This window comes from Stenotrophomonas sp. YJH_SMC_105-26, assembly GCF_059368915.1.
The window spans coordinates 1-20552 of record NZ_JCAFSD010000004.1 but is presented as its reverse complement, the minus strand read 5'-3'; the positions used below and the strand labels follow the sequence as shown (position 1 = coordinate 20552).

Genomic DNA, 20552 nt, shown 5'->3' with positions numbered 1-20552 from the left:
GTTTACTTCGCTGCGGTCGAGGCGTTGGGCGCGGTGGCGCTTGCCTGCCAGCCACCGCCCAGCACCAGGAACAGGTGGATCTGGTCGCGCGAGACCTGCGCTTCGGCGGCCGCCAGGGTGGCATCGCTGGTGGCCAGGCTGCGGTCGGCATCCAGGCTGGACAGGTACGGCGTGCGGCCGCCCTGGTACAGCCGGCGGTTCTGCTCGGCGGCCAATGCGGCCTGTTCCTGCGCAGTGCGCAGCGACTGCAGCCGGCGCAGGTCCTGCGCGTAGCGGTCCAGCGCGGTCTGGGTCTCGCGCAGCGCTTGCAGCACGGTGTGGTCGAACTCGGCCAGGGCCGCATCGGCGCCCGCTTCGGCAGCGTGGATGCGTGCGTGCGTGCCGGACGACGGCAGCGTCCACGAGATCAGCGGGCCGATCGACCACTGCTGGGTCATCGGCGTGCCGAAATCCTCCAGCAGGCCGGCGGCACCGAGCGAGGCCCCCAGGCGGATGTCCGGATACAGCTCGGCGGTGGCGACGCCAATCCGCGCGGTGGCCGAAGCCAGCTTGCGTTCGGCCTGGCGCACGTCCGGGCGGCGCTGCAGCAGTGCACGGCCATCACCGACCGGCAGCGGCTGCGCCAGGCCGGGGGCGTGTGCACAGTCGATCACGCCTGCCGGCAGCTGGCCCGGGGTCTGCCCGAGCAGGGCGGCCAGCGAATAGGCGGCCGCGGAACGCTGCGCGCGCAGCGGCGGCAGCGCGGCTTCCAGCAGCGCGACCTGGGCATTGGCGCGGGCCAGTTCCGGCGGCGTGCCACGGCCAGCCGCGATCAGGCGCTGAGTGACCGTACGGCTGCGTTGCTGCAGCTGCAGCGAATGTTCGGCCACGTGCAGCTCGTGGTTGGCGTGGCAGATTTCCAGATAGCTGTCGGCCACCTGCGCGACCACGCTGACCTGGGCCAGGTCGCGCGCCGCAGCAACGGACTGCTCGTCGGCACGCGCTGCCTCGGCGCCGCGCTTGAGCTTGCCGAACAGGTCGAACTGGTAGCTGACCGCGAACTTGCCATCGGCCAGGTTGATCACCGGCAGCTCGTGCTCCTGCAGGAACGATTCGGCCGACAGCTGCGCACGGCTGACCCCGGCCTCGGCCTCGTACTCGAAGCCACCGGCGTCCAGCGCCTGCTCGTACACCGCCGCGGCACGGCGCAGATGTGCATCGGCGGCCTTCAGCTCGACGTTGTCACGCAGCGCCTGCGTGATCAGGCCGTCCAGCACCGGGTCGTTGTACAGCGACCACCAGCGGTCGGGCAGCGCCTGGTTGGCGGCCACCTGCGGGTTCTGCGTATCGATGAAGGCCGCATTGGCCTGCGGGCGCTTGAAGGCCGAGCCTTCCGGCAGGGCGTAATCCGGGCCGACGGTCTTGCAGGCCGCCAGGCTGGCCAGCGCAACGATCAGGCCGAGACGGGGCAGGGCGGCGTTCACAGGCCCGCCTGTGTCGGCGCAGTGCCGGCCTTGTCGTTGTGCGGATGGCGGCCGGTGTCCACGGTCACCGTGGCGGTACGGCCGGCGATCAGTTCCACGCCCTTGGGTACTTCGTCGATGGCGATGCGCACCGGAATGCGCTGTGCCAGCCGCACCCAGTCGAAGGCCGGGGTCACGTTCGGCAGCAGGGTGCTGCCGTTGCTGCGGTAGCGGTCTTCGATGCCGGCGGCAATGCTTTCCACGTGGCCACGCAGCGGGGCCGACTCGCCCATCAGGCGGATGTCCACGCGCTGCCCCGGGGCCACGCCGCGCAGGCGGGTTTCCTCGAAGTAGCCATCGATGCGGAACGAGCCGGTATCCAGCAGCGCCAGCACCGGCTTGCCGGCTACCACGTAGTCGCCCACGCGCATGGTGCGGTCGTTGACCCGGCCATCGGCCGGTGCGCGCACTTCGGTGCGGCCCAGGTTGAGCTCGGCCAGGTCGACCGCCGCCTGTGCGGTGGCCAGCGCAGCCTGTGCGGCCTGCAGCTTGGCGCGGCGCACTTCGGCGTCCTCGGCGGCGACCAGGTCCTGCAGGCTGCGGTCACGGCCGATCTCGCGGCGCAGCTGCGCCACCGATGCCTGGCGCTCGGCCAGGTTGGCGCGGGCCTGCTCCAGCGCGATGCGGTAGCGGGCGCGGTCGACCACGAACAGCAGGTCACCCTTCTTCACCGCCTGGTTGTCGGCCACCTGCACCGTTTCCACCAGCCCGGACACGTCCGGCGCCACCTGCACCACGTCGGCGCCGACATGGGCATCGCGGGTCCACGGCTCATCCATGTAATAGACCCACAGCTGGCGCAGCACCAGCAGGGCGATGATCACGGCTGCGCTGGTGAGCAGCACCGGCAGGGTCTTCTTCACGATCTTGTTCACGATTGCATCCAACGCAGGAGGTGGAACAGCAGGCCAAGCACGATCCCGTACAGGGCCAGGTTGAACAGCGCCGGGTGCCATACGTGGCGATAGGCGCCGGCACGCTGCAGCAGCGCGTGCAGGCCGCTGTTGACCAGGTAGGCCAACAACATCAGCCCGAGCAGGGTCGGGACGAACACTCCGTGGAGACTGAATTCACCGGGCATCGGTAGGGGCGGGGGCGAGGTGGGGGAGGGGAGGAACAACGAAACAACGGCAACGGGTAAAAGCCGCTGGCGTGTGCACGGCCGCGGCGGTATTCGGGGGCAGCGGTCTTACGTGATGCGGTCGGCGGCCTCGGCCAGCAGGCGCCATGCCTTCAGCACGGCGTGCAGTTCATCCATGGAAAGCTCGCCGAACACGTCCTGGCGCAGGCCGATCAACTGGTCTTCCAGCTCGCTGACCAGCGCATGGCCCGCGTCGGTCAGCCACAGCAGGTTGGCGCGGCGGTCGCTGGCGTCGCTCTCGCGGCGGACCAGGTCGCTGGCGCACAGCTTGTCCAGCAGGCGCACCAGGGAAGGACCCTCCATGCCCAGCTGCTGGGCCAGCGCCACCTGGCGGATGCCACCGCCGGAGCGGCCGATCATCAGCAGGGGCATGGTGCAGGCGGTGGAGATGCCGTAGCTGCCGAGCCGGCTGTCGGCCAGGCGCTGCCACTGCCGCCCTGCGTACAGCAGGCCGGAGCTGAGCTGCATCTGCAGCACGGTGCGCTCGTCGAGGGGTCGGTCCATAAGAGATAGATAGGATACTACTAATTTCATTCCTATCAATAGGTTTTTCTGAATGGGGGTGTAGCGGGGAAAGCGTTGCGCCTGCCTGGTGTCGGGTGGGGCAGCGGGGGCCGGACGGTGCAGGACACGCCGCAAGTACGTCCCTGTAGGCTCGGCCGCGGCATCCATGCCGCGGACGGTCCTGCCCCGCCCGGCCCCCGCTGCCCTCCCATCACCCCGCGAGCGCGGTGGGTTGGCTCTTTAAAGGCAGGAGCAGTGCGGACCAACGGCCCGCACCCACCGCAGCAGCGGCCCGCGGTGCTTCCGAAGTCATGAACCCCCGCTTTTGCCCCCGCTTTCGGGCGGTCCGGCCGCGCCCGCAGGAAACCGTCGGAGAGGGGGAGGGGCAGGCCGGGCAGGACCGTCCACGGCATGGATGCCGTGGCCGAGCCTACAGGGACGTACTTGCGGCGTGTCCTGCCCGGCCTGCCCCTCCTCCTCTCGCTCAGCAGCACCGAGGCGCCGGAAGAGACCCCCGATGAACCCGACCAACAGGACGACCCACCCCCCGGTCGGGTACGATGCTCGCCCCCCGTTCGGGACGCTGTACGCAATGAGCAAGAACAACGAAAAGGCCGCCCCGCAGGGCGACGTGACCCAGGACCAGGCCGAGGATGCCGTGCGCACCCTGCTGCGCTGGGCCGGCGAGGACCCGTCCCGCGAAGGCTTGCTGGATACCCCCCGCCGTGTCGCCGAAGCCTATGGCGACTGGTTCAGCGGTTACCGCGACGACCCGCGCGCCTACATGGAGCGGACCTTCGAGGAAGTGGCCGGCTACGACGAACTGATCGTCCTGCGTGACATCGAGTACGAAAGCCACTGCGAGCACCACATGGCGCCGATCATCGGCCGCGTCCACGTCGGCTACCTGCCGGCCGGCAAGGTGGTGGGCATCAGCAAGCTGGCCCGCGTCGTCGAAGCCTACGCCCGCCGTTTCCAGGTGCAGGAGAAGATGACCGCGCAGATCGCCCAGTGCATCCAGGATGTGCTGCAGCCGATCGGCGTCGGTGTGGTCGTCGAAGGTGCCCACGAATGCATGACCACCCGCGGCATCCACAAGCGCGGCGTCAGCATGGTCACCTCGAAGATGCTGGGCAGCTTCCGCGACGACGCGCGTACCCGCGCCGAGTTCCTGCGCTTCATCGAAGTGGGCGGCAAGCGCTGAGCCGCTTGACCGCACTGCGCCGGCCTCTGCGGGCCGGCATGCCCACGGCTGCCCGCGCGGCCGCCGCGGGCGGCTGCTCGTCCCCGCCAGCCCTCATGACTCCTTTCGCTGCATGAAGCACCGCGAACGCATCTCCCGTTATCGCCATCTGCGCGAACAGCCCCAGTGGAAGCTGCTTGCCGCCGACCACGCCCCGGAAATCATCGGCCTGCTGCAGGGGCTGCTGATGGACGGCGAGCGCACGCTGCCGTCGTCGGTGCTCAACGAGCGCCTGCAGCGTGCGCTGGACCAGCTCAACGGGGACGAACTGTCGCGTGAGCTGCCGCGTACCGCGCAGGCCTACATCGCGCACTGGCTGGCCCAGGGCTGGCTGGAACGCCGCCTGCCCGAAGGCGCCGACCAGGAGCAGTACGAGCTGTCGACTGCGGCACTGCAGGCCATCCGCTTCGCCGATGGTCTTGAGCAGGCGCGCGTGGCCGCCACCGAAAGCCGCCTGGCGCTGGTCATCGAACAGCTCTCGCAGTTGGCCGCGCAGACCGAGTCCGACCCGGATGCACGCCTGTCAGCACTGCGCGACGAGCGCGACCGCATCGACGCCGAGATCGCCCGCGTCGGTGCCGGCCGCGTGGTCGCGCTGGATGGCAAGCGCGCGCTGGAGCGTGCGCGCCAGATCATCGGCCTGGCCGACGAGCTGACCGAGGATTTCCGTCGCGTGCGCGACGATTTCGAGCAGCTCAACCGCGACTTCCGCGAACGCATCATCGACGACGAGGGCGAGCGCGGCGATGTGCTGTCGCAGCTGTTCGAAGGCGTGGATGTGATCGGCGAGAGCGATGCCGGTCGCAGCTTCCAGGCCTTCTGGCGCCTGCTCAACGACGCCGAACAGAGCGCCCAGCTCGATGCCGCGCTGGAAGCGGTGCTGGCGCGTGGCTTCGCCCGCCGCCTGGACCGCAATGAACGCAACTTCCTGCGCGGCTTCACCAGCACCATGCTCGAGCGCGGTGGCCAGGTGCACGACGTGCTGCAGAATTTCGCGCGCAGCCTGCGTGGCTTCGTGCAGAGCCGTGGCTATCTGGAACAGCGCCGCCTCAACCAGCTGCTGAAGCAGGCGCAGTCCGAAGCGCTGGCCCTGCGCGACGAATTCCCCGCACAACGCGGCATCGGCCGCGACCTGCAGCTGACCACCAGCCGCCTGCGCTCGTGGTCGCAGTGGAAGCTGCACGATCCGCGCAGCGCCCAGGTCGATGGCAACGTCGAGTACAACGACGCCGCAGCCATCAGCCTGGAGAGCGTCGGTGATCTGGTCGCTTCGTCTGAAATCGACTTCCGCACCCTGCGCCGCGACCTGCACGACCTGCTCGATGCACAGCCGCGGCTCAGCATCGCCCAGGCACTGTCGCAGCGCGAAGCACCGCAGGGGCTCGGCAGCGTCATCGGCTACCTTTCGCTGGGCACGCGCTTCGGCAACGTGATCGCTGGTGAGCAGGAGCTTGCCGAATGGCGTGGTGGCGACGGCCAGGTCCGTCGCGCCCGCATCCCGCTGGTTTGGTTCACCCAGGAGAGACGCCATGAGCTGGCATGAAGATCCCATCGACGCACCGCAGGCCGACGTGGCGGAAGACGCCTACGAAGCCGAACCGGTGGCGGCCGTGGCGCAGCCCCGCCGTGGCAATGACGTGTATTACCTCGGCGACACCGGGCGCCTGCCGCTGGATGCACGCCGCGCGCTGTGCCAGCTGCTGATCGGCCCCAGCATCGACCAGCTGCGCCACGCCAAGCTGTGGCCGGCACTGATCCGCAGCGAGGCGGCCATCCGCTCCTCGCTGGCGGACCTGTTCCTGGAACTGGTGCTCGACCGTGACAGCGGCGTGGCCTTCACCCGCCAGGCCGATACCGAAGACGTGGATGCGCCGGTGCTGCTGCGCACCTCGCCGCTGACCTTCATCGATTCGGTGCTGCTGCTGTACCTGCGCCAGCAGCTGGCCGAGGCCGATGCGCGCGGCAACCGCGCGGTGGTCGCCGACGCCGAGATGGCCGAAGCGCTGGCCATCTACGAGAAGAACCTGTCCACCGACCGCGCCGGCTTCAACCGCCGTGTCGCCTCGGCGGTGCAGAAGATGAAGGACAACCACATCCTGACCCGCCTCAGCGGCCAGGAAGACCGCCACGAAGTCTCGCCGGCGCTGAAGCTGCTGTTCTCCGCCGAAGACGTATCCCAGCTTTCGGCGGTCTACCGCCAGCTGCGTGAAACCCCGGCCGCCGAGGCCTGAGAGACCCGACCATCGCATGGCTATCTCCAAGCACACTCCCGCCCTGTTCAACGAAGGCCTGCCGGACCCGCGCCTGCAGCAGTTCCGCATGCGTCGCCTGCAGGTACACAACTGGGGCACGTTCAACGGACTGACCGAAGTACCGATCGCCGAGCGTGGCTTCCTGTTCGTCGGCCGTTCCGGCTCGGGCAAGTCGACCCTGCTCGATGCCATGTCCGCGCTGCTGACGCCGCCGGCCATCGTCGATTTCAACGCCGCCGCGCGTGAAGCCGAGCGCAGTGGCCGCGACCGCAACCTGGTGTCCTACGTGCGTGGCGCGTGGGCCGACCAGCAGGACAGCGGCACCGGCGAAATCGCCACCCAGTACCTTCGCAAGGGCGCGACCTGGACTGCGCTGGTGCTGGAGTACCGGGCCGGCGATGGCCGCGTGGTCAGCCTGGTGCGCCTGCTGTGGATCTCCGGTAACGGAACCTCTGCCGGTGACGTGCGCAAGCACTACATGATCGCCGAGCGTCCGTTCGACATCGCCAAGGATCTTGGCGGCTTCGACCTGGACCTGCGCAAGCTCAAGCAGAAGCTGTCCGACCTGCACCACTTCGACACCTTCTCCGGCTACGCCGAGCGCTTCCGCGACCTGCTCGGCATCGACAACGAGATGGCGCTGCGCCTGCTGCACAAGACGCAGTCGGCGAAGAACCTGGGCGACCTCAACGTCTTCCTGCGCGACTTCATGCTCGACACGCCGAAGACCTTCGACGCCGCCGAGCGCCTGGTCAGCGACTTCGCCGAACTCGATGGCGCGCACCAGGCCGTGGTCACCGCCCGCCGCCAGGTGGAGACCCTGCTGCCGGCACGCGCCTACTACAACGACCTGAAGGAAATGCACCGCCGGCGCGGCGACGACGAAGCCCTCAAGCTTGGCGTCGACAGCTTCCGTGAAAGCCGCCGCCAGGCGCTGATCGAGGCGCGCCTGCGCGAGATGGACGTGCGTGACCGTGGCCTGCTCGGGGAAGAAGCCCAGCGCCGTGCCGCACTGGACAACCACACCGAGCGCCTGGCCGAACTGGAACTGCAGCGTCGCCAGCAGGGCGGTGAGCGCATCGAGGAACTGGAACGCGAGCAGGGCCGCGCCGAAGCCGAGCGTGACCGCCGCCAAGCCAAGCGCGAGCAGGCAAGCCTGGCCGCGCAGCAGCTCGGGGCTGAACTTCCGGACGACGCACACGGCTTCGCCGAGCTGGTCGAGCGTGCGCAGAACGAACTGCAGGACCGCCAGCGTGCCTCTTCGGCGCTGGACGATGCGATCAGCGATCGCCTGGGTGGCAAGCGCGATGACGAGCGCCGTTTCGGCGAAGTCCGTGCGGAACTCGAAGCGATGCAGCGCACGCCCTCCAACATCCCGGCGCCGATGCAGAAGCTGCGCGCGCGCCTGGCCGAGGAAACCGGCATTGCCGAGGCGGCGCTGCCGTTCGTCGGCGAGCTGATCCAGGTCCGCTCGGAAGAGCAGGGCTGGCAGGGTGCCATCGAGCGTGTGCTGGGTGGCTTCGCGCTGTCGCTGCTGGTCGATGACAAGCACTACAACGACGTCGCCGAGTGGGTGAATCGCACTCACCTGGGCATGCGCTTCACCTACTACCGTGTGCGCCGCAACGATGATGCGTTCGCGCGCGAGCCGTCGGCGAAGTCGCTGCTGCACAAGCTGGAGCTGCGCGAGCACGTATTCGAAAGCTGGCTGCGCCGTGAGCTCGGCAAGCGCTTCGACTACGAGTGCGTGGATGCCAAGCAGCTGCGCAACGTCGACCGCGGCATCACCCGAGAAGGCCAGGTCAAGCATCCCGGCGACCGCTTCGAGAAGGACGACCGCAGTGCGGTGGGCGACCGCCGTCGCTGGATCCTCGGCTTCAACAACCACGACAAGGTGGGCGCCTTCGAGCGCGAAGCCCAGGAACTGGCCAAGCGCATCGCCAGCTGCGAGACCGACATCGCGCGCCTGCGTGGGCAGCGTGACCGCGACAACGAACGTCGCCTGGCCTGCCACGAGCTGGTCAGCATCAGCTGGAACGAGATCGACATCGCCGCCCCGCAGCAGCGCCTGACCGATATCGAGGCCACCCTGCGCGACCTGCGCGAAGGCAATGCCGACCTGGCCAAGCTGGCCAAGCAGATCGACGCCGTGCGCGCCGACATCGAGCAGGCCCGCCGCACCTATGAAGACGTCCGCGTCGAGCGCGGCCAGCTGGTCAAGGAACGCGATCGCCTCGACCGCGCCCGCCAGCAGAGCCGTGCGCTGGTGCTGCCGAGCCTGGCCCAGGAGCAGGAAGCCGGGCTCGCCGAGCGCCTGCAGGAGCAGGGCCCGCTCAGCCTGGAAACGCTGGAGGCGCACATGCGCCAGGTCAGCAACGCGCTGAACGAGCAGCTGTCGACCTCGCAGCAGGACCTCAACCGCATCGAGAACCAGCTGATCGGTTGCTTCCGTCGCTTCATCCAGCAGTGGCCGGAGGAATCGGGCGACTTCACCGTATCGGTGGCCTCGGCCGAGGATTTCCTTGCCCGCCTCGAGCGCCTGGAGCGCGACGGCCTGCCGCAGCACGAAGAACGCTTCTTCGATCTGCTGCAGAACCAGAGCAAGAACAACCTGCTGGCCCTGCAGCGCCACAGCGCGGAGGCCCGCAAGTCGATCGGCCAGCGCCTGGACGAAGTGAACGCCAGCCTGGAGCAGGTGCCGTTCAACCGTGGCACGCTGCTGACCATCGAACTGAGCGACCGCCGCCTGCCGGAAGTCGGCGAGTTCCACCTGCAGCTGCGCGAGGTGCTGGCGCAGCAGCAGACCGAGCAGCGCGAGCTGGCCGAATCGCAGTTCACCGTGCTGCGCCAGCTGGTCAACCGCCTGGGTTCGCAGGAAGGCGAGGACAAGCGCTGGCGCGAGCTGGTGCTGGACGTACGCATGCACGTGGAGTTCATCGGCGTCGAGCTGGATGCGGAAACGCGCCAGCAGGTCGAGATCTACCGTAGTGGCGCGGGCAAGTCCGGTGGCCAGCGCCAGAAACTGGCCACCACCTGCCTGGCTGCGGCACTGCGCTACCAGCTCGGCGGCGCCGACAGCCAGCTGCCCAGCTACGCCGCCGTCGTGCTCGACGAAGCCTTCGACAAGGCCGACAACGAGTTCACCGCGCTGGCGATGAACATCTTCGACAACTTCGGTTTCCAGATGGTGGTCGCCACCCCGCTGAAGTCGGTGATGACGCTGGAGCCGTTCATCGGTGGCGCCTGCTTCGTCGAGATCAGCGGCCGCCACGACTCCGGCGTGCTGCTGATCGAGTACGACGAAGAAGGCAAGCGCCTGAAGCTGCCCGAGCGCAGCCGCCAGCAGGCCAACGAACCGGAAGAAGCCGAAGCCTGACCCGGTCGATTGAATGGGGATGCCGGCCAGCGGCCGGCATTACCCATGGGCAGCGTTCATGACCCGGTAGTGCCGGCCGCTGGCCGGCAACCGCATTCACGCACCGCGGAAGGTATCCCACGCCATCCGCGCGATCAGTACCACCACCAGCCCCACGAACAACTTGCGGATGAACGGCGTGCCGCCCTTCAACGCCAGGCGCGTGCCCACCACCGAGCCGATGATGTTGGCCGCCGCCATCGGCAGCGCGAACAGCCACAGGATGTTGCCGGTCGGTACGAAGAACGAGATTGCCGCCACATTGGTCGCCAGGTTCACCACCTTCGACGCCGCTGACGCACGCAGGAAATCCAGGCCGAAGAAGCGCACGAACAGGAAGATCAGGAAGCTGCCGGTGCCCGGCCCGAAGAAGCCGTCGTAGAAGCCGATCGCCGCACCGATCGCCAGCGCGATCGCCAGTTCGCGGCGGCCGATCTCCTGCGGCCGGTGCAACGCGCCGAAGTCCTTCTTCCACAACGTGTAGGCCAGCATCGCGATCAGCAGCACCAGCACCAGTGGGCGCACCGCATCCTTGGGCAGCAGGCTCACCGCCGTGGCCCCGGCGAAGGAGAAGATGAAGGCGGTACCGGCCGCGAACAGTACCGGCTTCCACGGGAAGCGCACGTTGCGCGCATAGCGCCAGGCGGCCGCACCGGTACCGAACATCGAACTGAACTTGTTGGTACCGAACAGCATCGCCGGCGTCTGCTGCGGCAGCACCGTGAACAGGCCGGGCAGCTGCACCAGGCCACCGCCACCGACGGCGGCATCCACAAGGCCGGCGATGAAGGCGATCACCACCAGCCACCACAACTCAGGGGGAACCAGTTCCAGCACGGCGATCAATCAAGGAGGGGGCGCGACAGCATACGCCTGTCCTGCTCCGGGCGACTGCGGCCCCGCGTGGATCAATCCCGGCAACCCGGCGACAATGCCGGCATGAGCCGAAAACCCGCCGATCCCTGCCCCTGTGGCCTTCCCGCCGACTATGCCGCCTGCTGTGGCCGTTTTCATGCCGGTGAAGCCGCGCCTGATGCAGAGCACCTGATGCGTTCGCGCTACAGCGCCTATGTGCGTGGACTGGCTGACTACCTGCGCCAGTCCTGGCATCCGGACACGCGTCCGGCCGAGCTGTCGCTGGACGATGCCCACGGCCAGCGCACCCATTGGCTGGGCCTGACCGTGCACGAGCACACTGTCACTGGTGCTGACAGCGCCGAAGTCCGCTTCACCGCGCGCTACCGCATCGGCGGCGGCAGCGCGGTGAGGATGACCGAGCACAGCCGCTTCCAACGCATCGACGGCCGCTGGTACTACCTCGACGCGGTCTGAGCACTACGCGCTGTGCGCTGCCAGAACGCGCTGGCCGCCGTGCGCGCGCACCTGGTTGCGGCCCCCGTCCTTGGCCACATACAGGGCCTGGTCGGCGGCCTTGACCACGGCCATCGGCCGCGGATCCACGCGGCTGTCGGCCAGCCCGATGCTCACCGTCACCTGCACCACCTGGCCGCTGCCACCGCGTCCGCGCCGCTGGCGGCCGGCTTCGTCGTCACGGCTGCGGGTGCTGCGGTCGCGAAGCTGCATGCGGGTGTCCTCGATGCTCTGCCGCAGTGCTTCCACGGCATCGACACAGGCCGCCGCCGGCCGGTCCAGGAACACCACCGCGAACTCCTCGCCGCCATAGCGGAACGCACGGCCACCGTCGCCCACCCGCGCCAGCCGCGACGCCACCAGGCGCAGCACATCGTCGCCGGTGTCGTGGCCATGGGTGTCGTTGAATGACTTGAAGTGGTCAACGTCCACCATCGCGATGCTGTAGGTACCGCGTGCCCGCTGCAGGGTCTCGTTGAACGCCCGTCGCCCCGGCAGGCCGGTCAGCTCATCGCGGAAGGCCATGTGGAAGGATTCCTGCAGCATCGCGCCCAGCATCAGCAGCAGGGCGGCACTGCTCAGCGCCGGCAGCAGCACCGGCTGCAGGAAGATCCGCGGCAGCATCCACCACAGGCACAGAAGGGCCAGCAGCATTGCCGTGTGCAGTGGCCGCGGATGCCGCCAGGCCTGCCAGCCCAGCGCTGCGGTCGCCAGCAGGAACAGCAGCGCCGGCAACTGCGCCAACGCGTTCCAGTTGGCGGGAATCCAGGCCCAGTGACGGTTCGACAGCAGATCGTGCATCCCCCGCGGCTGCTGTGCCGCCAGCAGCAGGAAGACCAGTAGCGCCGCGCCGCACACTACGCTGCGCAGCAGCAGGTCCTGGCGTCGGCGTCCGCGTTCCGGCCATCGTGCCAGTCCGGCGAACAGCAGCGGCACCCACGCCGAGATCGCGTGGAAGCGCAGCGGGGTCAAGGCGTCGACATGGCCGCTGCGCAGGTAGCCACCGACGTCCCGGTGCAGCAGGGCGAACACCACCGCCACCACCAGCAGCAGGCACAACGTGCGCATCTGGTGGTAGAGCAGGGCCAGGCCTGCACCGAGACAGGCCAGCAGCCAGGGCAGGATGCGCTGCGCCGGGCTGGCGACATCCTCGGTGCCCAGCGCCATCCACAGCACCAGGACGACCAGCACGGCGGGCAGCACGAACAGGTAATGCGCAGGCTGGCGGAGCGGATGCAGGGGCACGCGGTAAGTCCAGTGCGGTGACGATGCGGCCGCAACATTGCCGTTAGCGGCGTCCCCACGCGCTTCTTGAATGCGCGTGCCCGCTGTCATGTGAACGTGGTGATGTGGTGCCATGACGTTGCGCTCACCGTCCTGCGCCGATGCTTCCGGCATGGACAGCGTACCCACCGCCGTCGCTGCCCCGCAGCGCGATCTCGCCCGCCGCTTTGCACAGGTGCGGGCGCGCAGCCTGCAGCTGGCCGCGCCGCTCAGTGCCGAGGACGCCATGCTGCAGAGCATGGCCGACGCCAGTCCCAGCAAGTGGCACCTGGCCCATACCACCTGGTTTTTCGAACGCTTCGTGCTGGCCGGTTTCGCCACCACGCCCGCGCATGACCCGGCCTGGGACTATCTGTTCAACAGCTATTACAAGAGCATCGGCCCGGCGCATGCGCGGCCGCAGCGCGGGCTGCTGTCGCGGCCTTCGCTGCAGCAGGTGCGCGACTACCGGCAACAGGTCGACATGCAGGTGCAGTCACGGCTGGCAGCCGGTGACCTCGACGCGCAGGCGCTGCACCACCTGCAGTTGGGTCTGCAGCACGAACAACAGCACCAGGAACTGCTGTTGACCGACATCAAGCATGCGTTCTGGTGCAATCCACTGCAGCCACCGTATCGCGACGACCTGCGGCCCGTCGCCAGCACCGCCACGGCGCAGGGCTGGATCGAATCGCCCGAACGCATCGTCACCGTCGGTGCCGCGGCATGGCCCCGGCACGCCGCCTTTGCCTACGACAACGAATCGCCGCCGCACCGCGTGCTGCTGCCCGCGCATGCCCTGGCCGAGCGTCCCGTCAGCAATGCCGAGTACCGCACCTTCATCGAGGCAGGGGGGTACCGCGAACCGCGCTGGTGGCTCAGCGAAGGCTGGGCGCTGCGAGAAGCCGAAGGCTGGCAGCACCCCCTGTACTGGGATGATGCCCTGCAGCGCGAGTACACCCTGGGTGGTTGGCGCGAGCTGGATCCGCATGCGCCGGTCTGCCACCTCAGTTACTACGAGGCCGATGCCTGCGCCCGCTGGGCCGGTGCGCGCCTGCCCAGCGAGTTCGAGTGGGAAGCGGCCGCCGCGTCGCAGCCCCTGCGCGGTCATTTCGCCGATGACGATCACCTGCACCCGCAGGCAGCCGGGGGCAGTGGGCTGCGGCAGCTGTTCGGTGATGTCTGGGAATGGACCGCCAGCGCCTATGGTGCCTACCCGGGCTTCCGCTCTTTTGACGGCAACCTCGGCGAATACAACGGCAAGTTCATGTGCGGGCAATGGGTGCTGCGCGGCGGCAGCTGTGCCACGCCCCGTGGCCATGTGCGCGCCAGCTACCGCAATTTCTTCATGCCGCCGGCGCGCTGGCAGTTCTCCGGACTGCGCCTGGCCAGGGACCTCCTATGAGCACGGTGCATGACGCGCTGCAGGCGCTGACCGACCTGACCCCCAGCCGCCAGCAGATCCTGGCCGATGCGCTGGCCGGTCTGTCATGCGCATCGCGGCAGCTGCCTTCCAAGTACTTCTACGATGCCCGCGGCTCGCGTCTGTTTGAACAGATCACCCAGACCCGCGAGTACTACCCCACGCGCACCGAGCTGGCGCTGCTGGCGCGGGTGCTGCCCAATATCGCGCGCGTGGTCGGCCCGCGCCTGCATGTGGTGGAGCTGGGCAGCGGCAGTGGCCGCAAGACCGCGTTGCTGCTGGCCGCGCTGCAGGATCCGGTGGCCTATACGCCGATCGAGATCTCGCGGGCCGCACTGCTGTCCAGCATCGACCACCTGGCGCCGGCGCTGCCCGAGGTCGAGATGCTGCCGGTCTGCGCGGACTTCACCCGCGCCGTCGCCGTGCCCATGCCCGAACGCGAACCCGCGCGACGGCTGCTGTTCTTCCCCGGTTCCACATTGGGCAATTTCGCCGAAGCGGAGGCCGTCGCCCTGCTGCGGGCGATGCGTCAGACGATGGGCCGCGACGGCCTGGCCCTGATCGGCATCGACCTGCACAAGGACACGGCGCTGATCGAAGCGGCCTACAACGATGCGCAGGGCGTCACTGCGGCATTCACCCTCAATCTGCTGGCCCGCCTCAACCGCGAGATCGGAAGCGATTTCGATCTCGATGGATTCCGCCACCGCGCCCGTTACAACACCGCGCGGCTGCGCATCGAAACCGACCTGGTCAGCCAGTGGCCGCAGGACGTCCACCTCGGTGGCCGTACCTTCCACTTTGCTGCCGGTGAACCCATCCGCGTCGAGTACAGCCACAAGTACACCGATGACAGCTTCGAGGCGCTGTTGCAGCAGGCGGGCCTGCAGGTCGCACAGCGTTGGGATGCCGAAAGTCCCGCCTATGGCCTGCGCCTGCTGCGCGTTGCCTAGGGGGGACGGCCAGCCGGTGCCCCTTCAGGTTCGACCGCACTGCTGCCCCTAAGATGGCCGTGCAACGGCAACACGGAGGACGCCATGCCCATTCTGACCACGCTCGGCCTGGCGGCCGTCCTCGCGTCGACCCCGACGCTGCCTGCGGCCCCTGCCGCCAGCAACGATCCGGCGTTCAGCCGCTGCCTGGCGGGCCTGCAGGCCACCGCCGCAACCCAGGGCATCGGCGCCGACCGTTTCAACGAGATCACCGCCGGGCTCACGCCGGACCCGAGCGTGCTCGGACTGCTGGACGCACAGCCGGAATTCACCACGCCGATCTGGGATTACCTGGCCGCGCTGGTCAACCGCCAGCGCGTCGATGATGGCCGCACCCTGCTGCAGCAACATCGCGATCTGCTCGATCGCGTCTCCGCGCAGTATGGCGTCGACCCGGCCACCATCGTTGCGGTCTGGGGGGTGGAGAGCGACTATGGCCGCGTCTTCGGCAAGCGCCCGCTGCTGCAGTCGCTGGCCACGCTGTCCTGCGCCGGCCGCCGCCAGGCCTTCTTCCGTGGCGAACTGCTGGCGCTGCTCAAGCTGATCGACCGCGGCGACCTGCAGGCCCAGGGGCTCACCGGTTCCTGGGCCGGCGCCTTCGGGCATACGCAGTTCATGCCCAGCACCTACGCACGTATCGCGGTCGATGGTGATGGCGATGGCCGCCGCGATCTGGTCGGCAGCATTCCCGACGCGCTGGCGTCCACCGCCAACTACCTCAAGCGTGCGGGTTGGCGCAGTGGCGAACCGTGGGGCATGGAGGTCCGTGTTCCCCCCGGTTTCAATGCCAGCCAGGCGGGCCGCACCCAACGTCGAGCCCTCGCCGATTGGCGTGTGCAGGGCGTGACCGCGCTGGATGGCAGCGCGCTGGTGCCGCCCAATCTGCCGGCCGACGCGCGCGCCGCCCTGCTGCTGCCGGCCGGCATCAAGGGCCCGGCGCTGCTGGTGTTCCGCAACTACGATGCGATCTACAGCTACAACGCCGCCGAAAGCTATGCACTGGCCATCGCCACGCTGGCCGACCAGCTGCGTGGCGGCACCGGCCTGGCCACCGCCTGGCCGACCGATGATCCCGGCATCGGCCGCGATGAACGCCGCCAGCTGCAGACCCTGCTGCTGGCCCGCGGCCACGACATCGGCAGCGCCGACGGCATGATCGGCACCGCCACGCGCCGCGCGATCCAGGCCGAGCAGCAGCGCCTGGGCTGGGCCAATGCGGATGGGCGCGCTGGCCAGCGCATCCTGCGCGCGTTGCAGCAGGAGGCAGCCGCAGGGACGCCTGCCACCCGCTAGACCTTGCCGATCACAGGCTGGCCGCGACATCATCGCCGCGGTCTTCAAGGAGCGTCATAGCATGCAGTCGAACCCGGACATCAGCACCGGCCTGTACCACGGGCTCGAGGCCTGGCAGATACGCACGCCCAGCGCCACCGCGGTCATCAGCGTGTTCGGCGGACAGCTGCTGTCGTTCATCCCGGAGGGGCAGCCGGACCTGCTGTGGCTGTCGCCGAAACGGGCCGGGCTGCCCACGCCGATCCGGGGTGGCGTTCCAGTGTGCTGGCCGTGGTTCGGTCGCCAGGGCCAGGGTGATGACGTGCCGGCACACGGCCTGGTACGCACCGCGCGCTGGGAGCTGCTGCAGGCCCGCCAGGACGATGACGGTGAACTGGAGCTGCAGCTGGCGCCCCTGTCGATTGCCGAGTGTGGCCTGCGCCTGCAGATGCAGCTGCGCATCGGTCGCCAGCTGCGCCAGCAGTTGACCACCGAGAACACCGGCCCGTCCCCGGTGGCTTTCACACAGGCCCTGCACAGCTACTTCCGGGTAGGCGATGCCCGTCGTGTCGAGGTTGATGGCCTCGATGGCCTGCACTATCTGGACAAGTACGAGGATTACACGCAGCTGCGCCGGCAGCAGGGGCCCTGGTCGCTGCGTGACCCGCGCGATCCGGGGCGCAGCGACCGCATCTATACCGGTGCCGGTGGCCACTACGTGCTTCGCGATCCCGTCCTGCAGCGGCGGATCGAGATCCGCAGCGAAGGCAGCCAGACCCTGGTGGCGTGGAATCCGGGCGCGGAGGCGGCGGCGAAGATGGCCGATGTCGGCGACGGTTGGCACGATTACGTGTGCCTGGAAGTAGCCAATGCCGGGCCGGAGCAGATTGCCCTTGCACCCGGCGCGCGCCACCAGCTGGTGCAGGTACTGGCCAGTGAACCGCTGCAGGCCGTGGCGGGGTGTTCGGAGTAACCATGGGATCGACAGGAATGGATGGCATGCAGGACGCACAGTGGTGGTACGCCAACAGCAAGCAGAGCGAAGGGCCGGTGGACCTGGCCGGGCTGCGCCGTCTGCAGCAGGACGGCACGGTAACCGCCCGTACGCTGATGTGGCGGGAAGGAATGGCATCGTGGCGGCCGCTGGCCGAGCTGGATCCTTCGGTGGCGCCGATGGATCCGATCCCGCCGTCGATTGAACCGGTGCAGGCCGTCAGCGCCAGCGGCGCATCGACCGCTGATCCGTCCGACCCCTATCGTGCGCCGGCAGCTTCGCCGGTGGCCGCGACCGCGCCGCAGCTGGAAGGCGACATCGCCTTGTACGCCGCCGTGGTCGGCGGCAACTTCCCGATCTATCGACAGCGCTGGCGGCTCGACCAGGGCATTGCCGACGGCAACGGCACCTGGCACTGGCCGGCGTTCCTGATCGGCGTGATCTGGATGGTGTACCGCAGGATGTACCGGCTGGCGGCGATCTGGGCCGGCGTGCTGGTGTTCTTCAGCATCGCCGAGGCGTTGCTGGGCGTTCCGGAAGGCGTGTCGACGGTCATCACCCTCGTCATCAACATCACCGCCGCAGTGTATGCCAACCGCTGGTACCTGGCGCATTGCCAGCGTGAGATCGCCCGCGCGCGCGCGTTGGTGGGAGATGACGAGGCGCGCCTGCGCAGCGAGCTGGCCAGACGGGGTGACACCAATGCACTGGCAGCGGCGGTGGTGGCCATCGCCGTCGTTGCGGTGATGCTGGTGGGGCAGGCGCTGGCAGGCTGAGGCCGGGAAGGCTTCAGATCCAGCGGTGGCTGCCGCTACCGCGGGATCATCCTGGGCAAGGAATCGCCGACATGAATCATCTGGATACTCCGCCGGTTTCCCCGGCGGATGACAATCCCTATCTTGCGCCCGCCACAGAGGTGGACGACGCGCCCGCTCCGTCCGACGCGGACTACCTGAACCTCCTCGTCGGCCCCAACGCGGCGCTCTACCGCCAGCGCTGGCACCTGGGCAGCCCGGTGCCGAAGCCGCCGCGACCGTGGCACTGGCCCGCCTTCCTGGTGCCGACGTACTGGCTGCTGCACCGGAAGATGTACCTGGCAGCCATCCTCTTCGAGCTGGTCCTGATCGGTATCGCGCTGCTGGCGGCCCGCGCCAACCCGCTGCTCACGGTGGCGTTGCTGGCGGTGCCTCGGTTCGCCATCGCGGTGACCGCCAACACCCTGTACCTGCGCTACTGCACGCGACTGCTGGGCAAAGTGAAGGCTGCCCACGCCGGGCAGCACAACCGCATCCGTGCCGAACTGCAGCGTCGTGGCGGCACCAGCGTGTGGGCGGTGGTGATCGGCATGGCGGCCAACGCGGTGATCAATACCGTCGCCCGCATGGCGGCCTGATCATGCCGGCCTGATAGGGTTGCTCAGGCCGTTGTCCGTGCCCGCAACACCAGCAGGCACAGCGCACCGGCCAGCAGTCCCCAGAACGCCGAGCCGATCCCGGCCAGGGAAACTCCGGAGGCGGTAACAAGGAAGGTGACCAGCGCCGCCTCGCGGTCGCGCTCCACCGCCAATGCACTGGCCAGGCTGTTGCCGATGGTGCCGAACAGCGCGATACCGGCCACGCAGGCCACCAGCTCCCTGGGGAAGGCCGCGAACAGTGCGGCCACCGTGGCGCCGAACAGCCCGATGACAATGTAGAAGGCGCCGGCCGCCATCGCTGCGGTGTAGCGGCGCGCCGGATCCTCGTGCGCATCGCGGCCCATGCAGATGGCGGCGGTGATCGCCGCCAGGTTCAGTGCATACGCACCGAACGGCGCCAGCAGCGTATTGACTACACCGATCCAGCCGATCAACGGCGACACCGGGGCGTCGTAGCCGGACGCGCGCATCACCGCCACACCGGGAATGTTCTGCGAGGCCATGGTGACCACGAACAGGGGCAGGGCAATGCCGGCCACGGCGGTCCACGACAGCGAGGGCGTCACCCACTGCGGGATCGCCAGTTGCAGATGCACCTGCTGGGCGTGCAGCAGGCCACGGCTCGCGGCGACGGCGATGCCGACCAGCAATGTGGCGATCACCGCATAGCGCGGGAACAGCCGGCGCCCGGCCAGCCAGGTGGCGAACATTGCCAGCGCGAGCACCAGCTGGGTGTTCATGGCGACGAACACATCCAGCCCGAAGCGCAGCAGCACACCGGCCAGCATGCCGGCGGCCAGCGCCATCGGTACCCGTTGCATCAGTCGCGCGAAGACCCCCGAGAAACCCGCAAGCAGGCCCAGCACGGCGGCCAGCAGGAATGCGCCCGTGGCCTCGGAGAGCGAAGCACCGCCGGCACCCACCACCAGCATCGCTGCACCCGGGGTCGACCACGCTGTCACCACCGGCACCCGATAGCGCAGCGACAGGCCAATGCAGGTCACGCCCATGCCCAGCCCCAGCGCCCACATCCAGGAGGCGATCTGCGCCTGGTCGGCACCGACGGCCTGTGCCGCCTGGAACACGATCACGGCCGAGCTGGCGAAGCCCACCAGTACCGTAATGAAGCCAGCGACGATTGCCGGCATCGAAAGATCGCGCCACCACGCGCGCCGCACCTGCATGCTCATTGTGCTGTCTCCACTGTGCATCCCTGCATTGTGCATCCCTGCATTGTGCATCCCTGCATTGATTAGGGTTGCGGCGTTGACCGCGCAACGCGCGGGCAACGCCGCAGTGATCTTCGAGCGTACGTCATGCGTGATGGCGTGGTGCTTCTGTCATCACGTTGCAAAAAAAGCCTTGACGAAATCCGCAGGATCTCTAGAATTCGCTCCCTTGCTGCAGCGCATCGCTTCCCCGGAAACGACACGCGAACAGCGACGCCACCACCGGCGAGCGAATTGATCGAACGAAGGTGTTGACGGACTCGAAAAGTCCGGCATAATAGGCGGCTCGCAACGACGAAAGGCCCTCGGGTCCAACGACGAAGCGGCATCGGCAACAACGTCCACTCCGGTGAGACGGCCTTGAAAAAAGGTGTTGACGAAGCGGAAAAGCCGGCTATAATGGGCGGCTCGCTACGAAGGAAACTTCGCAGCACACGGGAACGGCGCTGAGGCCACTTCCCCGGATCTTTGAAAGTATGCGCAGGTATCTTGTGAAGGCGCCTGCAGGAAGGATGATTGTCCATCTTGCAGACGTTT

The 20552-nt window shown here is 68.4% G+C and carries 18 protein-coding genes; 11 read left to right on the top strand and 7 right to left on the bottom strand.

What is annotated here, in order from left to right:
* Positions 1 to 2 precede the first annotated feature (2 nt).
* From AC5P7F_RS11660 to AC5P7F_RS11645, 4 genes are all read right to left on the bottom strand, one after another.
* Complete coding sequence (locus AC5P7F_RS11660) at positions 3 to 1463, bottom strand: efflux transporter outer membrane subunit (protein WP_032955852.1); 1461 nt, start codon at positions 1461 to 1463, stop codon at positions 3 to 5.
* Positions 1460 to 2377, bottom strand: a complete 918-nt coding sequence (locus tag AC5P7F_RS11655; protein ID WP_164077275.1) for an efflux RND transporter periplasmic adaptor subunit — start codon at positions 2375 to 2377, stop codon at positions 1460 to 1462. Before AC5P7F_RS11655 ends, AC5P7F_RS11660 begins: the two co-directional genes overlap by 4 nt.
* Positions 2374 to 2583, bottom strand: a complete 210-nt coding sequence (locus tag AC5P7F_RS11650; protein WP_010487502.1) for a DUF1656 domain-containing protein — start codon at positions 2581 to 2583, stop codon at positions 2374 to 2376. The genes AC5P7F_RS11655 and AC5P7F_RS11650 overlap by 4 nt, the downstream gene beginning before the upstream one ends.
* Before the next feature lie 108 nt (positions 2584 to 2691).
* Positions 2692 to 3147 carry a MarR family winged helix-turn-helix transcriptional regulator gene (locus tag AC5P7F_RS11645; RefSeq protein ID WP_012481667.1) on the bottom strand — a complete coding sequence of 152 codons (456 nt, stop codon included), beginning with the start codon at positions 3145 to 3147 and terminating at the stop codon, positions 2692 to 2694.
* Positions 3148 to 3739: 592 nt separating this feature from the next.
* Between AC5P7F_RS11645 and folE the strand changes: the two genes are divergently transcribed.
* The 4 genes from folE to AC5P7F_RS11625 all read left to right on the top strand — a co-directional run bounded on the left by folE (position 3740) and on the right by AC5P7F_RS11625 (position 10018).
* Positions 3740 to 4351 carry a GTP cyclohydrolase I FolE gene (gene folE, locus AC5P7F_RS11640; RefSeq protein ID WP_004141296.1) on the top strand — a complete coding sequence of 204 codons (612 nt, stop codon included), beginning with the start codon at positions 3740 to 3742 and terminating at the stop codon, positions 4349 to 4351.
* Positions 4352 to 4463: 112 nt separating this feature from the next.
* A complete protein-coding gene (locus AC5P7F_RS11635) occupies positions 4464 to 5933 on the top strand; it encodes a DUF3375 domain-containing protein (RefSeq protein WP_032960145.1) in 1470 nt (489 codons plus the stop codon).
* A complete protein-coding gene (locus AC5P7F_RS11630) occupies positions 5920 to 6621 on the top strand; it encodes a DUF4194 domain-containing protein (RefSeq protein WP_005421303.1) in 702 nt (233 codons plus the stop codon). The genes AC5P7F_RS11635 and AC5P7F_RS11630 overlap by 14 nt, the downstream gene beginning before the upstream one ends.
* A 16-nt stretch (positions 6622 to 6637) precedes the next feature.
* Entirely contained in the window at positions 6638 to 10018 is a 3381-nt protein-coding gene (locus AC5P7F_RS11625) for an ATP-binding protein (protein ID WP_032960149.1), read from the top strand.
* A 96-nt stretch (positions 10019 to 10114) separates the two neighbouring features.
* Here the strand turns inward: AC5P7F_RS11625 and AC5P7F_RS11620 are convergent, their stop codons facing one another.
* Positions 10115 to 10894: a sulfite exporter TauE/SafE family protein gene (locus AC5P7F_RS11620; RefSeq protein ID WP_032960169.1), complete on the bottom strand. Its 780-nt coding sequence runs from the start codon at positions 10892 to 10894 to the stop codon at positions 10115 to 10117.
* A 102-nt stretch (positions 10895 to 10996) separates the two neighbouring features.
* On the opposite strand from AC5P7F_RS11620, the gene AC5P7F_RS11615 reads away from it, so the two are divergent.
* Complete coding sequence (locus AC5P7F_RS11615) at positions 10997 to 11389, top strand: YchJ family metal-binding protein (protein ID WP_164077933.1); 393 nt, start codon at positions 10997 to 10999, stop codon at positions 11387 to 11389.
* 3 nt (positions 11390 to 11392) lie between these two features.
* On the opposite strand, the gene AC5P7F_RS11610 is transcribed toward AC5P7F_RS11615, so the two are convergent.
* A complete protein-coding gene (locus tag AC5P7F_RS11610) occupies positions 11393 to 12673 on the bottom strand; it encodes a diguanylate cyclase (RefSeq protein ID WP_164077934.1) in 1281 nt (426 codons plus the stop codon).
* 151 nt (positions 12674 to 12824) lie between these two features.
* Here AC5P7F_RS11610 and egtB point away from each other — a divergent pair, with 151 nt between their 5' ends.
* From egtB to AC5P7F_RS11580, 6 genes are all read left to right on the top strand, one after another.
* On the top strand, positions 12825 to 14096 hold the full coding sequence (gene egtB, locus AC5P7F_RS11605; protein WP_164077938.1) for an ergothioneine biosynthesis protein EgtB: 1272 nt from the start codon (positions 12825 to 12827) through the stop codon (positions 14094 to 14096).
* Complete coding sequence (gene egtD / locus AC5P7F_RS11600; RefSeq protein ID WP_164077935.1) at positions 14093 to 15067, top strand: L-histidine N(alpha)-methyltransferase; 975 nt, start codon at positions 14093 to 14095, stop codon at positions 15065 to 15067. Before egtB ends, egtD begins: the two co-directional genes overlap by 4 nt.
* Positions 15068 to 15151: 84 nt before the next feature.
* On the top strand, positions 15152 to 16399 hold the full coding sequence (locus AC5P7F_RS11595) for a lytic murein transglycosylase (protein ID WP_495204179.1): 1248 nt from the start codon (positions 15152 to 15154) through the stop codon (positions 16397 to 16399).
* A 61-nt stretch (positions 16400 to 16460) separates the two neighbouring features.
* The gene (locus tag AC5P7F_RS11590; protein ID WP_046433327.1) at positions 16461 to 17351 is read left to right on the top strand and encodes a D-hexose-6-phosphate mutarotase; all 891 of its coding nucleotides are present in this window, start codon (positions 16461 to 16463) and stop codon (positions 17349 to 17351) included.
* A 26-nt stretch (positions 17352 to 17377) separates the two neighbouring features.
* A complete protein-coding gene (locus AC5P7F_RS11585) occupies positions 17378 to 18148 on the top strand; it encodes a GYF domain-containing protein (RefSeq protein WP_164077937.1) in 771 nt (256 codons plus the stop codon).
* Positions 18149 to 18219: 71 nt separating this feature from the next.
* Positions 18220 to 18765: a DUF2628 domain-containing protein gene (locus AC5P7F_RS11580; protein ID WP_014648914.1), complete on the top strand. Its 546-nt coding sequence runs from the start codon at positions 18220 to 18222 to the stop codon at positions 18763 to 18765.
* Positions 18766 to 18788: 23 nt separating this feature from the next.
* Here AC5P7F_RS11580 and AC5P7F_RS11575 read toward each other — a convergent pair whose 3' ends face one another.
* A complete protein-coding gene (locus tag AC5P7F_RS11575) occupies positions 18789 to 19976 on the bottom strand; it encodes a benzoate/H(+) symporter BenE family transporter (RefSeq protein ID WP_069118231.1) in 1188 nt (395 codons plus the stop codon).
* Positions 19977 to 20552 lie beyond the last annotated feature (576 nt).